This is a genomic window from Streptomyces sp. NBC_00341 (assembly GCF_041435055.1).
In the GTDB taxonomy this organism is placed as follows: Bacteria; Actinomycetota; Actinomycetes; order Streptomycetales; family Streptomycetaceae; genus Streptomyces.
The window spans coordinates 2,465,296-2,478,914 of record NZ_CP108002.1; the positions used below are offsets into that span (position 1 = coordinate 2,465,296).

The window sequence follows — 13,619 nt, forward strand, 5'->3', positions numbered from 1 at the left end:
CAGAGGCGTCCCGGCGCCCACGGAAGGAACTAGTACGCGTTCTAGTTCTTGGTGCAGTCTTATGAGGATTACCCGCGGTACGCAAGGGGCTTGCACGGACCTTGCCCATGCTTCACCGTCGGCACCCACCACAAACCGGCCTGGTTCACGGATGCTTCACGCAACAGATCAGGCCATGCCTCTTGTCAGTTGTAGAACTCGTTACTACCTTTCGGGCAACTTCTGATGGGTCGTCAGACAACTCGGACGGCTCTCGGACCGACCTGGCGTTCTTGACCTGGAGCTGCCGATGCCCTGCCCCCATCTGCCCGAAGGGTTCGACTTCACCGATCCCGACCTGCTCCAATCACGCGTTCCGCACCCGGAGTTCGCCCTGATGCGGGAGACCTCGCCGGTCTGGTGGTGCACCCAGCCCGCCGGCATCTCCGGCTTCGACGACGAGGGTTACTGGGTCGTCAGCCGGCACGCGGACGTCAAGTACGTATCGACACACCCCGAGCTGTTCTCGTCGAACACCAACACCGCGGTGATCCGGTTCAACGAGACGATCAGCCGCGACCAGATCGACGTCCAGAAGCTGATCATGCTGAACATGGACCCGCCCGAACACACCCGGGTCCGCCAGATCGTCCAGCGCGGTTTCACCCCGCGTGCCGTCCGCTCTCTCGAAAAGGCGCTGCGCAGCCGGGCCCGCTCGATCGTCGAGACGGCGCAGGCCGGGGCGGACGACGACGGCTCGTTCGACTTCGTCAACAACATCGCCGTCGAACTGCCGCTCCAGGCCATCGCCGAGCTGATCGGCGTACCGCAGGAGGACCGGAGCAGGATCTTCGACTGGTCCAACAAGATGGCCTCGTACGACGATCCGGAGTACGCGATCACCGAGGAGATCGGTGCCGAGGCGGCCATGGAGCTGGTCTCGTACTCCATGAACCTCGCGGCGGCGCGCAAGGAGTGCCCGGCCAAGGACATCGTCTCCCAGCTGGTCGCCGCGGAGGGCGAGGGCAACCTGCTGTCCGACGAGTTCGGCTTCTTCGTCATCCTGCTCGCCGTGGCCGGAAACGAGACCACCCGCAACGCCATCAGCCACGGCATGCACGCCTTCCTCACCCACCCCGAGCAGTGGGAGCTGTACAAGCGCGAGCGGCCGCAGACGACCGCGGAGGAGATCGTCCGCTGGGCGACCCCCGTGGTCTCCTTCCAGCGGACCGCCACCCAGGACCTCGAACTGGGCGGACAGCAGATCAAGAAGGGCGACCGGGTCGGGATGTTCTACTCCTCGGCCAATAACGACCCCGAGGTCTTCGAGAGCCCGGAGAAGTTCGACATCACCCGCGACCCGAATCCGCACCTCGGCTTCGGCGGCGGCGGTCCGCACTTCTGCCTGGGCAAGTCCCTCGCCGTCATGGAGATCGACCTGATCTTCAACGCCATCGCGGACGTGCTGCCGGACCTGCGGCTGGTGAGCGACCCGCGGCGGCTGCGCTCCGCCTGGCTCAACGGCATCAAGCAGCTCCAGGTGACCACCTCGGACGCCTGAGCACCGCGAACGCCGCGTACCGCTCGGACCGTCCCGTACATCCGCCCGAACGTCCGTCCGCACCCCGCACGGGTGGCGGACGGACGTGACGGGATCATGGCGGATATGCATGCCCTGCTCTCCGCCTTCGCGCCCATCTGGCTGCTGACCGCCGCCGGTTACGCGGTAGCCCGCAGCGGACTGCTCGGGGTGCACGCCGAGGAGGTGCTCGGCCGGTTCGTCTTCCATGTGGCCATGCCCGCCGCCCTGTTCGGCATGGTGTCGGGGTCCCGGCCCGCCGACTTCGCCCATCTCTCGTTGGTGGCGTTCGCGACGGCCACGGCGCTGGTGTCGGCCGCGGGGTACGGGGTCGCCCGGCGGTTCTTCGGCCGCGGGCGGGCCGGCGCGGCGGTCAGCGGCATGGCTTCCGGCTACGTCAACTCCGCCAACCTGGGCATCCCGGTGGCGGTGCGGGTGCTCGGCGACGCCTCGTTCGTCGCGCAGGTCATCCTGTTCCAGGTGCTGCTGGTCTCACCGGTGATCCTGACCCTGCTGGACTCGGGGACCCGGGCGGGAGGCGGACCGGACGGGAGGCGTACCGGCGGCGGCCTGCGGCGGATGCTCACGATGCCGGTCCGCAATCCGGTCATCATGGCGTCGCTGCTCGGGGTCGCCGTCTCCGCCGCCGGGCTGCGGCTGCCGGACGCCCTCACCCGCTCCTGCGACCTGCTCGGCGCAGCAGCGGTGCCGACGGCCCTGATCACGCTGGGCCTGTCGCTGCACGGCGGCCCGGCCGGAGAGGCGGTACGCGCGGCGGGCGACGGCAGCCCGGCGGGCGGGACGGGACGGGCGGCGGGCGACGGCGGACGGGGCGCGGGCCCGGCGGAGGTCGGGGCCTCGGTCGCGCTGAAGACGCTGGCGCAGCCGCTGACCGCCTTCCTCGTCGCCGGTCCGCTCCTGGGTCTGCCGGACCACCAGGTGCTGGCCGTGGTGGTCTGCTCGGCGCTCCCGACGGCTCAGAACGCCTTCATCTACGCCCGTGAGTACGGCCAGGACACCACGCTCGCCCGCAACGCCGTGGTGGCCTCCACGGTGGTGTCGATGTTCACGCTGTCCTTCGCGGCCTGGGCGCTGGGGCCGGCCCGCTGAGCCGGCCCCGGCGCCGCCGGGCCGCTACGGCTCAGCGGCTACCGCTTCACCGTGGGCGGTTACGGCTTTCCGGCCACCGCTCCGCCGTCCACCTTCGGCGGCGGTTCCGGCCGCGCGGCCTTCCCCGCCTTTCCGGCCCCCGGCACCTTCAGGGGCTCCCCGGTTCCGGCCGCCGGCTGCTGGAGCCGGCGCGGTCCGGACAGTGCGTAGGTCAGCCCGAAGCCGAGCGCGACCACCGCCGCCCCGCCCACCGCGTCGAGCACCCAGTGGTTGCCCGTCGCGATGATCGCGGAGACCGTGAACAGCGGGTGCAGCACCCCGAGGAGCTTCATCCAGACCTTCGGGGCGAGCATCACGATCACCACACCGCACCACAGCGACCAGCCGAAGTGCAGCGAGGGCATCGCGGCGTACTGGTTGGTGACGCCCGTCAGCGTGCCGTAGTCGGGCTTCGCGAAGTCCTGGACGCCGTGGACGGTGTCGATGAAGCCGAGCCCCGGCATCAGCCGCGGCGGGGCCAGCGGGTAGAGCCAGAACCCGACCAGGGCCAGGACCGTGGCGAACCCGATGGAGCTGCGGACCCAGCGGTAGTCCGCGGGGCGGCGCACGTACAGCACCGCGAGGATCGCCAGCGGCACGATGAAGTGGAACGTCGAGTAGTAGTAGTCGAAGAAGTCCCGCAGCCAGCCGACCTTGACCACCGCGTGGTTGGCCCAGTGCTCTATGTCGATGTGCAGCCACTGCTCGGCGGAGTGGATCTGCCGGCCGTGGTGCTCGGCGGTGGCGCGGCCGGCCGTCGCGGCCAGCCTGACGTGCTGGTAGGCGGAGTAGACGACCCTGATCAGCAGGAGTTCCAGCAGCAGGTTGGGCCGGCTGAGCACCCGCCGCCAGAACGGCATCAGCGGCACCCGGCTCCAGCGGGCCGGTACGGGGGCCGCGTAGTCGGTGGGGACCGGCTGCTGCCAGTAGGGCGAGGTGCGCGGCAGGAACGGGGCGACGCACGCGGCCCCGAGCGCGGCGATCAGCAGCACGTTGTCGCGTACCGGGAACATCGACTCGATGTTCGGCAGCAGCATCTTGCCGGGCAGCGTGATCACCAGGACCACGACGGCCGGCCACACCATCCGGTCGGAGGCCCGGGTGCCGACCCGGCCGACCACCGCGAGCAGCACCCACAGCAGCTGGTGCTGCCAGGCGGTCGGTGAGACGGCGACGACGACACAGCCGGTGACGGCCACCGCGAGCAGCAGCTGGCCGTCGCGCGCGTACCGTGCGGCGCGGCGCAGACCGAGGAAGCAGACCGCCGCCGCGAGCACCACGAAGAGCGCGATCTCCAGCGGGCCCGCCAGTCCGAACCGGAGCAGCGCGCCGTGCAGGGACTGGTTGGCGAGGCTGTCGGCCTGGTCGCCGAGGCCGGCCCCGGCGACGTGGTGCACCCAGTACGTCCACGAGTCGTGCGGCATCGCCGCCCAGGCCAGTGCCGTGCAGGCGGCGAACGCGGAGACACCGGTCAGCGCCGCCCGGCGCCTCCCGGTCAGCCAGAGCAGCGCGGCGAACAGCAGGACGGTCGGCTGGAGCGCGGCCGCGATGCCGATCAGGACGCCGGAGGCGCGCTCGCCCCGGACCACGAAGCAGCCGACGAGCACCAGGAGGACCGGCAGGATGCTGGTCTGGCCCAGGTAGAGGGCGTTGCGGACCGGCAGCGAGAGCATCAGCAGGGTGATCGCGACGGGGGCGGCGAACAGCGCGGTGCGTCTCTTGACCGGGCCGGGCAGGGCGCGCGCCGCGATGACGCCGAGGGCGGCGACGAGCAGCAGCGAGCCGAAGGTCCAGGCGACCCCGAGGCTCTGTTCCGCGGTCCGGGTGAGAGGTTTCAGCACCAGACCGGCGAAGGGGGTGCCGGTGAACCGGTCGGTGTCGTACAGCGAGCCCGTCACATGAAGCACACCGTTCTCACCGGTCCAGGTCTCCAGATCGGTGAGCCGTTCGCCAGGCTGCTGCCGCAGCACCACCGCCATCTGCCGTACGGCCAACGCGGCCACAACCAGCCAGAGAACAGCTCGGGCCGCCCCGGTCCTCGTCCCTGCCGTCGCCTCTCCGCGCACACTGTGCTCCGCATTCGCCACGCTGCGCCGACCCTCCTGCCATCTTGTGCCGACCCTCGATTCGGGCATGCTGTGAAACCTTCGCATTGCGCTATGAGGTAGACACAATCAACCCCCTCTTCGCCTGACTGTCATCCGGCTTTTGTCCGAAAGAATGTCCGGCGGTCCGGCCGGTCCGGGGCCGAATGGCCGGAACCGGCGGGAGCGCCCCTACGTCTGAGCCCGTGACCAGGGCCCAGGGCGGCCCTCAAGGGGGAGGAGCCGGGATGCGGTGGACGGGGACGGATCAAGGGGTACGGGCCGGATCGCGGGCATGGGCGGTCCGCGCGCTGTCACTCGTCATGATGCTGGTGTCGCTGCAGATCGGCTCGTTGATCGCACCGGCGTACGCCTGTGGCTGCGGGGCGATGGTGGTGGACCGGAACAGCCAGGTCTCGGTGGACCGGGAGACCTCCGTGGTCAGCTGGTCGGGCGGCGCCGAGCAGATAGTGATGCAGCTCACCGTCCGCGGGACCGCGCCGGAGGCGGCGTGGATCATGCCGGTGCCGCACCGTGCCACGGTGGAGCTGGGTGACGCCTCGCTCTTCTCGGAGCTCGAAACCCTCACCGCGCCGGTCCGCGAGACCAGGCACTACTTCTGGCCACACGCCGACGACTGGCCGTTCGGCGGTTCGGGCAGCACCTCGGGGGACTCCGCCGCCCCCTCGGCCGCCGCACCGGTCGGAGTGGTGGGCCGGGAGCGGCTCGGGCCGTTCGACGTGGCCCGGCTGACCGCGACCGATCCCACCGCCCTGGAGGGCTGGCTGACGGAGAACGGCTTCGAGCTCCCGGACCGGCTGTCGACGGCGCTTCGGCCCTATGTCGAGCAGAAGTGGGAGTACGTGGCGATCCGCCTCGCCCCGCAGGAGAAGGGCGGTCCGCTGCTCGGCCGGCTCGACCCGCTGCGGCTGCGTTTCGCCAGCGACGAGCCGGTCTACCCGATGCGGCTGTCCCGGCTCGCCACGACACCGCAGTCGTTGGGGCTGTACGTGCTGGCGGCGCACCGCATGGAGCCGCGCGGCCGGATCGGCGGGCCGGCGCCGGAGGTGACCTACGCGGAGCGGGTCGACACCGGGCGGGACGGCGGCGCGTACCCGGCGCTGGGCGAGCTGACCGGCGGGAAGCCGGTGTTCCTCACGGCGATCAGCCAGTCGTTCCCGCGGCCGGAGCGGATCGACGGCGACCACGAGCTGCGGGCCACGGCCGCCGACACCCCGTACCGGACCACGTACTACCGGGACGAGCTGCTGACCGTGGGGCCCGTTCCGGCCTGGGTGCTGACGCTGATCGGCGGCGTGGCGGTGGCGGTCGCGGCGGTGCTGCTGTTGGCGCGCTCGCGGCGGCGGCGACCGGTGGCACCGCCGCCGCCGGTCATGGCGCCGCCACCGCTGCGGTGAGCGCGGGGCTCAGCCCTCCACCGGGGTGTCCGCCTGCCAGCCCGTGAAGAGCGGCACCTCACCACTGCCGTCGAGGACCACGATCCCGAACGGGCGGTCGAAGGCGATGCGCAGGAAGCGCTGCGGCACGGGCGCCGCGCCCCCCGGTGCGGCGATGACGGTCACCGCCGCCGCCTCCACTCCCTCCTCTGCGACCTTCACCACGGCCTCCTGCACCACGTGGGAGATCTTGAGCGGCTCGGGCGACAGCCAGCCGAAGTCGGCGGTTCCCCCCGTCGCGACCCGGATCCCGAGCGCCGCCAGCTGCTCAGTCACCTGAACGTTCGTACGCAGGGTGAATCGCGGGACCGCGATACTCAGGACGTCCGTGTCCAGCGGGGTGCGCAGGGACTGCGGCGCCCAGGCCGCGGGCAGTACGTCGGCCGCCCCCGCACCCGGCTCCCCCAGCACCAGCCGGACCCGGGCCGGGGCGCCGCCGGGGCGCTCGGTGCGGCAGCGCAGCTCGACGACCTGGGTGCCGCGCACCGTCCAGCCGTCCCACGGATCGCGCCCCGCGCACATGGTCGGCACCGCGCGGATCGCCCCGGCCGCGTCGGTGAACGGCAGCTCCCGGGTGTCGGCGGGATCGAACGGTTCGTCCCACCGTGCCTTCAGCGCCAGTACGTTGACGAGCACCAGCAGCATCTCGTCGCTGATGTCCAGCGGCAGCTGCTCGATCAGGCCGCCGGTGGCCTCCCGTACCCAGGCGTCGACCCCGGTGGCGTCCATCGGCCCGAACTCGATGTCCGCCAGCGCCTCCCGGTACTCCCGGTAGACCGGCACCCGGGTCCACACCCGGGTCGCCACCCCCAGCGCGTCGGTGGCCGCCAGCTCGCGCACCCCGGCCGCCACGGCGTCGGCCGCCTGCCGTTCCGCCACCCCGAGCACCGTCCGCAGCTCGTCGGCGGTCTCCCCGCGCGCGCCCGCCGCGACCACGGCCAGGGCCAGCCAGAGCCCGGCCGGCGAGCACACGAAGCTCCCGCCGCCGGGCGCCGCCAGCTCCCGTATCCACCGCTCGCCGAGCCGCTGGACCGCCCCGGCCCCCGTCGTCGATCCCGTCTCCCGCATCACTGATGCCCCCTGCACTCAAATCGCTTTCCGCACAGCTGCGCGAAAGACAGAATGGCCCAATGACGTGGACCGTGACGCCCGAACGCTTCGACTCCCCCGATGGCGCGCTGCTGCGCCGGGACTACTACGACGAGGTCGCGAGCCGCTACTGGGGGCGGCCTGCGACCGCGGAGGAGATCGACGAGGGGCTCACCGACGACGGTGCCGCGCTGCTGACCCCGCCGACCGGCGAGTTCGTCGTCGGCCGGTTCGACGGGCGGGCGGCGGCCTGTGCCGGGCTGATCGTGAAAGGGACGGCGGACGGGACGTCCGGGCCGGGCGAGGTCGCGGAGCTCACCCGGGTGTTCGTACGCCCGGAGGTGCGCGGCACGGGCGGCGGCGGGCTGCTGCTCGCGGCGATCGAGGAACGGGCGCGGGCCATGGGCGTCCGGCTGATCCGGCTCGACACCCGTGACGACCTGGTCGAGGCGCGCGGGCTGTACGCGAAGCACGGCTACCGGGCGGTCCCGGCGTTCCACCGCCGCATGTACGCCGACCACTGGTTCGCCAAGGAGCTGCGCGCCACCGTGTGACGGGCCCCCGCGCTCAGGCCTGGTGGTCGCGCCTCGGCTCCGGGCTGTGCGGCCGCTCCTTGCTCGATCCGCTCGTCTCGGCCGTCAGCTCGGACACCAGGGCGACCAGGTCGGTCGGGCGGTCGGGCCCCCACCAGTCGCCCAGCAGCTCCGCCAGGGACTCCTCCCGGGCGTGCGAGAGCTTCACCACGGCCTCCGCGCCGGGTTCGGTGAGCACCAGCTGCACGCCCACCCGGCGGGCCAGCCCGCGTTCCTCCAGCTGCCGGCCCGCCTCGCTGATCACCCGCAGCGGCACCGGAGCGATCTCGGCGAGCCGGGCGGGCTCCACGGTGCCGTGCCGTTTGATGCGCAGCAGCATCCAGCTCGCGGCGGGCAGCAGATCGAGTCCGGCCTTCTCGGTGATCTTCACGTAGACCTCGCGGCGCCCCTCCCTGGTGGCCAGGACCGAGAGGGCGCGGGCGCATTCGTCGTACGAGGACCGCTCGACCGGGTTCGACGCCAGGGTCTCGCTGGGGTCGGGGGCGGTCACAGAGCCCCGCAGCTTGTCCTCCTTGAGCAGCCAGGCGAAGACGAAGGCGATCAGGACGACGGGGGCCGCGTACAGGAACACGTCGGTGATCGACGTCGAGTACGCGTGGATCACCGGTCCTCGGAGCGAGGGCGGCAGCTGGCCGAGCGCGCGCGGGTCGGCGGACAGGCTGTCCGTGCTGACCCCGGGCGGCAGGGGCCGCCCGTCGAGCGCCGCACCGAGCTTGTCGGTGAGCCGGTTGGTGAAGATGGTGCCGAAGATGGCGACACCGAACGAGGCGCCGATGGAACGGAAGAAGGTCGCCCCCGAGGTGGCGACGCCGAGGTCCTGGTAGCTCACGGCGTTCTGCACGATCAGCACGAGGACCTGCATCACCAGGCCGAGTCCCGCACCGAAGACGAAGAAGTAGAGGCTCATCTCCAGGGTGCTGCTGCTCTCCGTGAGCCGGTGCAGGAGCAGCAGGCCGATCGCCGTGATGCCGGTGCCGAGGATCGGGAAGATCTTCCAGCGGCCCGTACGGCTGACGATCTGGCCGGAGCCGGTCGAGGTGAGGAGCAGGCCGAACACCATCGGGAGCATGTGGACGCCGGACATCGTCGGCGTGATGTCGTGCACCACCTGGAGGAAGGTCGGCAGGTAGGTCATCGCGCCGAACATCGCGAAGCCGATGACGAAGCTGATCACGGCGACGAGGCTGAAGGTCCTGATCCGGAACAGCTTCAGCGGCAGTACGGGTTCGGCCGCGCGCCGTTCCACGTACACGAAGGCGACCAGCAGCAGCACGCTGAGCACGGCGAGGCCGATGATCTGCGCCGAGCCCCAGGCCCAGGTGGTGCCGCCGAGCGAGGCGACCAGGACCAGGCAGGTGGCGACCGAGGCGATGAGGAAGGTGCCCAGGTAGTCGATGGTGTGCTTCGTCCGGCGGACCGGGATGTGCAGCACGGCGGCGATGACGGCGAGGGCGATGACGCCGATGGGGAGGTTGATGTAGAAGACCCAGCGCCAGCTGAGCTGCTCGGTGAAGAAGCCGCCGAGCAGCGGCCCGAGCACGCTCGTCATGCCGAACACCGCTCCGAAGAGACCCTGGTACTTGCCTCGTTCGCGCGGCGGGACGATGTCTCCGACGATCGCCATCGACAGCACGATCAGACCGCCACCGCCGAGCCCCTGGAGGGCGCGGAAGCCGATCAGCTGGGGCATGTTCTGGGCGATGCCGCAGAGCGCGGAGCCGATCAGGAAGATGACGATGGCGATCTGGAAGAGCCGTTTGCGCCCGTACTGGTCACCGAGCTTGCCCCAGAGCGGGGTCGCGGCGGTCGACGCCAGCAGATAGGCCGTGACCACCCACGACAGGTGCTCCAGGCCGCCGAGGTCGCTGACGATGGTCGGCAGCGCGGTGGAGACGATCGTCTGGTCGAGTGCGGCGAGCAGCATGCCGAGGAGCAGGGCGCCGATCGCCACCAGGACCGACCGGGTGGAGCGGTTTTCGCCCGGGGCCGGGGCCGGGGGGCTCAACTGCTGGGCCATGTGACATCTCCTCGGATCCGCTGGACACCCATCCTGTCCGCTTTGTGCCGTTATGGCCTGCCGAGGGGCCGCACGATTGGGCTTCCCGGCGGCGGGCTGCATAATCGCAGGCAGTTCAAGGGGAGGGGACCCACAATGACCGGACATATCTGCCCGGAGTGCGGTACGGACAGCAGACCGGGCACCGGACCGGGCTGCGGCTGCGCGCCCCGGGGCGGCGCCGGACAGCCGTGGGACGGCGGCCGACCGCACATCACGCAGGAGCAGCGGGCGGCCGAGCAGCACCGTGTCGTCCAGGAGCACCACGCCGGGCGCTCGGCCGAGTTCGCGGCGACGGAGGACTTCGACCCGCTGCGCATCCGGCCGTACGTGACGCTGGGGGGCGAGGAGACGGCGGGGGCCGAGGAGACCGCGACCGGCCGGGGCGGCTCGACGGGGTACCCGGCGGGAGGCGCTACGGGACACCCGGCGGAGGGCCATGCGGGGGACGCGGCCACCACGATGCCCCTGTTCCTGGACCCGGCGGGCCCCGGCCCGCTGCCGGGGGATACCGGGCCCCGCACACCGGACAGCCACCCGGGCGCCCCGGCCCCGGACCCGGTGCGGCCGCGCCGCCGCAGCCCCTTCGCCGCGCTGGCCGTGGGGGCGGCCGTCGCCGCGGTGGTGGGCACGGCGGCGTTCGTCGGCGGGCTGTTCAACGGGGACGGCAACGGGGACGCCGATCTGGACCCGGTCCTCCCCTCCACGGTGACCAGCCTCCCCGAGGAGAGCGCCGCGCCGTCGGCCTCGACGACGGCGTCCGCCTCCGCGTCGCCGTCCCGGTCCGCCTCGGCGTCACCGTCCGCCTCCACCGGCGCGTCCGCGTCCGCCTCCGCGTCCGGGTCCGGGTCACCGTCGGCGAACGCCTCGGCGTCCGCATCGGCGTCCACCGGCGCGTCGGCCCCGGCCGCCGCCTCCTCCCCGGCGTCCACGGGGGACGCGGCGGACAACGACGGCTCCGAGTCGGCGGCCCCGCCCGCCCTGTCGGCGGAGGGCGGCACGCTGCGGCGCGGCGACCACGGCCCGGAGGTGGCCGAGCTGCAACGCCGGCTCCAGGAGATCGGGCTGTTCATGAGCACCGCCGACGCGGACTACACGGACCGCGTCGAGGACGCCGTGCACCGCTACCAGCGGTACATGTACATCCAGGGCGACGACGACGGGGTCTACGGGCCGAACACCCGGCGGGCCCTGGAGGCGATCACGACGGGCCACGGACGCTACTGACCCGGCTCCCGCACCCCATCCCACCCCTGCCCCGCCAGGGATTCGCTTTCCCCGGCAGGTTTTTGTATCGTGGTGGAACAAAGTGGCCCCCAAACGCACTCCCTGACCGGCGGGCGGGGGCCACTTGTTCTCTTTCCCGGGGGCCTCATGCGCCCCCGCACCGCCACCCCGCCTGGAGCCCGCCCATGCCGGCCACCGTTCTGACCGCCCGCGCCCTCCTGCTCGACATGGACGGCACCCTGGTGAACTCCGACGCCGTCGTGGAGCGCTGCTGGCGGCGCTGGGCGCTGCGGCACGGACTGGACCCGGAGGCCGCACTCAAGGTGGTCCACGGCCGGCAGGGCTACGCCACCATGGCGGTGCTCCTCCCGGACCGCCCGATGGAGCAGAACCACGCGGACAACCGGGTGATGCTCGCCGAGGAGACCGCCGACACCGACGGCGTCGTCCCGGTCGGCGGCGCCGGCGTCTTCATGGACGCGATCGCCGCACTCCCGCACGCCCTGGTCACCTCGGCCGACCAGGCGCTGGCGCAGGCCCGGATGACCGCGGCCGGACTGCGGATGCCCGAGCTGAAGGTGACCGCCGAGAGCGTGGGCGCCAGCAAGCCGGACCCGGAGGGCTTCCTCAAGGGCGCTGCCGGGCTGGGCTTCGGTCCGGCGGACTGCATCGTCTTCGAGGACTCGGAGGCGGGCATCGCGGCAGGCCGGGCGGCGGGCATGCGAGTCGTGGGCGTGGGCCCGCGCGCGGCGGCACTCTCCCCGGACGCGCACGTCGAGGACCTGACGCAGATCCGGGTGGAGGCGGCGGCCGACGGCTCGATCCTGCTGCACATCAGCAGCGCCCGGTAGCCGGCGGACCGGTCATGCCGCACATCAGCGGCGCCCGGTAGCCCGACAGATCCATCTGTCGCACATCAGCGGCGCCCGGTAGCCGACGGATCGGTCCTGCCGCACCTCAGCAGCGCCCGGCAGCCCGAAAGACCGGTCCTGCCGCACCTCAGCGCCCGGCAGCCGGCGCCCCTGTCCCGTCACGGTGCAGCCGCCCCCGCGCCACCAGTTCCAGCACGGTCGCGACGGCCGCCGCCTGTACGGCCATCAGCGCCACCAGCACGAACAGTTGCACGGCGCCCGCCTGTACGGGTGAGGCGCCGCCCAGCAGCATGCCGACGAACGCCCCGGGCAGCGTGACGAGCCCGACCGTCCGGGTCTGGTCGAGCCCCGGCAGCAGCGCGTCCGACGCGGCGGGCCCGGCGATCTCCAGCTGCGCGTCGCGGTCCGGGAAGCCGAGCGCCATCGCCGCCTCCACCTCCCGGAGCGTGATGTCGACCGGTAGCAGCACGCGGCCACCTTAACGACCCGGTGCACGACGACGAGCGTGCTCCGGACGCCCCGCGCTGCCCCGACTCCGGCGCGGACCTGCCGTCCCATCAGTTCCGTACGCCCGCGCACTCACTCGCGTACGCCCCCGCACCCCGGTCCTCTTCGTCAGAACCCTTGATGTGACGTGCCCATGTCGCCACTCTGTTACCTGGCGCCCACCCCACGGAAACCTGGCGCCGCCACGATGGCCGGGCCGTTTCGCACGACCGGGCCAAGGTCCCCCCACATCAAGGGAGTTCGCATGTCAGGTGTCTACGCGCGTCGCATAGCCGTCCTCGCCGCATCCGCCGGCCTCGCCGCAACCACCGGGCTGCTCACCGCTCCCAGCGCCCAGGCCGCCATGCCCACACCGGTGGCCGCGTCCACCGCCCGCACCTATCTGAGCGAGCTGACCGTGCAGGCGGAGGGCTCCTCCGACGGATACAGCAGGGACAAGTTCCCGCACTGGATCACCCAGTCCGGCGCCTGCGACACCCGCGAGGTGGTCCTGAAGCGGGACGGCACGAACGTCACCCAGAACTCCAGCTGCAGCGCCGTGAGCGGCAGTTGGTACTCGGAGTACGACGGGGCCACCTGGACCGCCGCCTCCGATCTGGACATCGACCACATGGTCCCGCTGGCCGAGGCCTGGCGGTCCGGCGCCTCCGGCTGGACCACCGCCCAACGACAGTCGTACGCAAATGACCTGACCCGCCCTCAGCTCATCGCCGTCACCGACAACGTCAACCAGTCCAAGGGCGACAAGGACCCGGCGAAGTGGCTCCCCTCGCGCGCCGCCTACAAGTGCACCTACGCACGCGCCTGGGTGCACGTGAAGCACTACTACGACCTGACCGTCGACCAGGCCGAGAAGACCGCACTGCAGTCCGTGCTCAACGGCTGCTGAACGATCACTGAACGGCGGCCGGCCCGCTGACCCGCGGCACCGGAACCGCCCCGCACTCCCCCGTCGTTCCGTACGGTACGAACCGCCGTACGAACACCCCGTACGGAACCGTCCGTACGGAACGACGCGAGGAGCACC

The 13,619-nt window shown here is 71.9% G+C and carries 10 protein-coding genes and 1 pseudogene; 7 read left to right on the top strand and 4 right to left on the bottom strand.

Annotation, left to right across the window (positions count from 1 at the left end):
- The first annotated feature begins 289 nt into the window (after nt 1–289).
- Together OG892_RS10965 and OG892_RS10970 are read left to right on the top strand one after the other, a co-directional pair.
- On the top strand, nt 290–1,540 hold the full coding sequence (locus tag OG892_RS10965; protein WP_073735829.1) for a cytochrome P450: 1,251 nt from the start codon (nt 290–292) through the stop codon (nt 1,538–1,540).
- 96 nt (nt 1,541–1,636) lie between these two features.
- The gene (locus tag OG892_RS10970) at nt 1,637–2,668 is read left to right on the top strand and encodes an AEC family transporter (RefSeq protein ID WP_371629009.1); all 1,032 of its coding nucleotides are present in this window, start codon (nt 1,637–1,639) and stop codon (nt 2,666–2,668) included.
- Nucleotides 2,669–2,727: 59 nt separating this feature from the next.
- Here the strand turns inward: OG892_RS10970 and OG892_RS10975 are convergent, their stop codons facing one another.
- Nucleotides 2,728–4,842 carry a bifunctional glycosyltransferase 87/phosphatase PAP2 family protein gene (locus OG892_RS10975; protein ID WP_371629010.1) on the bottom strand — a complete coding sequence of 705 codons (2,115 nt, stop codon included), beginning with the start codon at nt 4,840–4,842 and terminating at the stop codon, nt 2,728–2,730.
- 275 nt (nt 4,843–5,117) lie between these two features.
- On the opposite strand from OG892_RS10975, the gene OG892_RS10980 reads away from it, so the two are divergent.
- Nucleotides 5,118–6,209: a DUF2330 domain-containing protein gene (locus OG892_RS10980; RefSeq protein WP_371631614.1), complete on the top strand. Its 1,092-nt coding sequence runs from the start codon at nt 5,118–5,120 to the stop codon at nt 6,207–6,209.
- Between the two features lie 9 nt (nt 6,210–6,218).
- On the opposite strand, the gene OG892_RS10985 is transcribed toward OG892_RS10980, so the two are convergent.
- Nucleotides 6,219–7,316 carry a serpin family protein gene (locus tag OG892_RS10985; protein ID WP_073735830.1) on the bottom strand — a complete coding sequence of 366 codons (1,098 nt, stop codon included), beginning with the start codon at nt 7,314–7,316 and terminating at the stop codon, nt 6,219–6,221.
- Nucleotides 7,317–7,378: 62 nt separating this feature from the next.
- On the opposite strand from OG892_RS10985, the gene OG892_RS10990 reads away from it, so the two are divergent.
- On the top strand, nt 7,379–7,891 hold the full coding sequence (locus OG892_RS10990) for a GNAT family N-acetyltransferase (RefSeq protein ID WP_371629011.1): 513 nt from the start codon (nt 7,379–7,381) through the stop codon (nt 7,889–7,891).
- 13 nt (nt 7,892–7,904) lie between these two features.
- Here OG892_RS10990 and OG892_RS10995 read toward each other — a convergent pair whose 3' ends face one another.
- Nucleotides 7,905–9,947 (bottom strand): DHA2 family efflux MFS transporter permease subunit, encoded by a 2,043-nt coding sequence (locus tag OG892_RS10995; protein WP_371629012.1) that lies wholly within the window; start codon nt 9,945–9,947, stop codon nt 7,905–7,907.
- A gap of 135 nt (nt 9,948–10,082) precedes the next feature.
- Here OG892_RS10995 and OG892_RS11000 point away from each other — a divergent pair, with 135 nt between their 5' ends.
- Both OG892_RS11000 and OG892_RS11005 read left to right on the top strand, forming a co-directional pair.
- On the top strand, nt 10,083–11,213 hold the full coding sequence (locus OG892_RS11000; RefSeq protein ID WP_371629013.1) for a peptidoglycan-binding protein: 1,131 nt from the start codon (nt 10,083–10,085) through the stop codon (nt 11,211–11,213).
- Between the two features lie 185 nt (nt 11,214–11,398).
- Nucleotides 11,399–12,064, top strand: coding sequence for an HAD-IA family hydrolase (locus tag OG892_RS11005; protein ID WP_371629014.1), 666 nt, complete (start codon nt 11,399–11,401; stop codon nt 12,062–12,064).
- Between the two features lie 148 nt (nt 12,065–12,212).
- Here the strand turns inward: OG892_RS11005 and OG892_RS11010 are convergent.
- Nucleotides 12,213–12,527 (bottom strand): annotated as a pseudogene (locus OG892_RS11010) (ABC transporter permease); the annotation flags it as partial.
- Nucleotides 12,528–12,836: 309 nt separating this feature from the next.
- Here OG892_RS11010 and OG892_RS11015 point away from each other — a divergent pair.
- Nucleotides 12,837–13,481 (top strand): HNH endonuclease family protein, encoded by a 645-nt coding sequence (locus tag OG892_RS11015; RefSeq protein WP_328867222.1) that lies wholly within the window; start codon nt 12,837–12,839, stop codon nt 13,479–13,481.
- Nucleotides 13,482–13,619: the final 138 nt, after the last annotated feature.

Bases quoted from the DNA above. Each gene is read 5' to 3' on its own strand.
- OG892_RS10965 (WP_073735829.1), top strand. From the start codon at position 290: ATGCCCTGCCCCCATCTGCCCGAAGGGTTCGACTTCACCGATCCCGAC.
- OG892_RS10970 (WP_371629009.1), top strand. From the start codon at position 1,637: ATGGCGGATATGCATGCCCTGCTCTCCGCCTTCGCGCCCATCTGGCTG.
- OG892_RS10975 (WP_371629010.1), bottom strand. From the start codon at position 4,842: ATGCCCGAATCGAGGGTCGGCACAAGATGGCAGGAGGGTCGGCGCAGC.
- OG892_RS10980 (WP_371631614.1), top strand. From the start codon at position 5,118: ATGCTGGTGTCGCTGCAGATCGGCTCGTTGATCGCACCGGCGTACGCC.
- OG892_RS10985 (WP_073735830.1), bottom strand. From the start codon at position 7,316: ATGCGGGAGACGGGATCGACGACGGGGGCCGGGGCGGTCCAGCGGCTC.
- OG892_RS10990 (WP_371629011.1), top strand. From the start codon at position 7,379: ATGACGTGGACCGTGACGCCCGAACGCTTCGACTCCCCCGATGGCGCG.
- OG892_RS10995 (WP_371629012.1), bottom strand. From the start codon at position 9,947: ATGGCCCAGCAGTTGAGCCCCCCGGCCCCGGCCCCGGGCGAAAACCGC.
- OG892_RS11000 (WP_371629013.1), top strand. From the start codon at position 10,083: ATGACCGGACATATCTGCCCGGAGTGCGGTACGGACAGCAGACCGGGC.
- OG892_RS11005 (WP_371629014.1), top strand. From the start codon at position 11,399: ATGCCGGCCACCGTTCTGACCGCCCGCGCCCTCCTGCTCGACATGGAC.
- OG892_RS11015 (WP_328867222.1), top strand. From the start codon at position 12,837: ATGTCAGGTGTCTACGCGCGTCGCATAGCCGTCCTCGCCGCATCCGCC.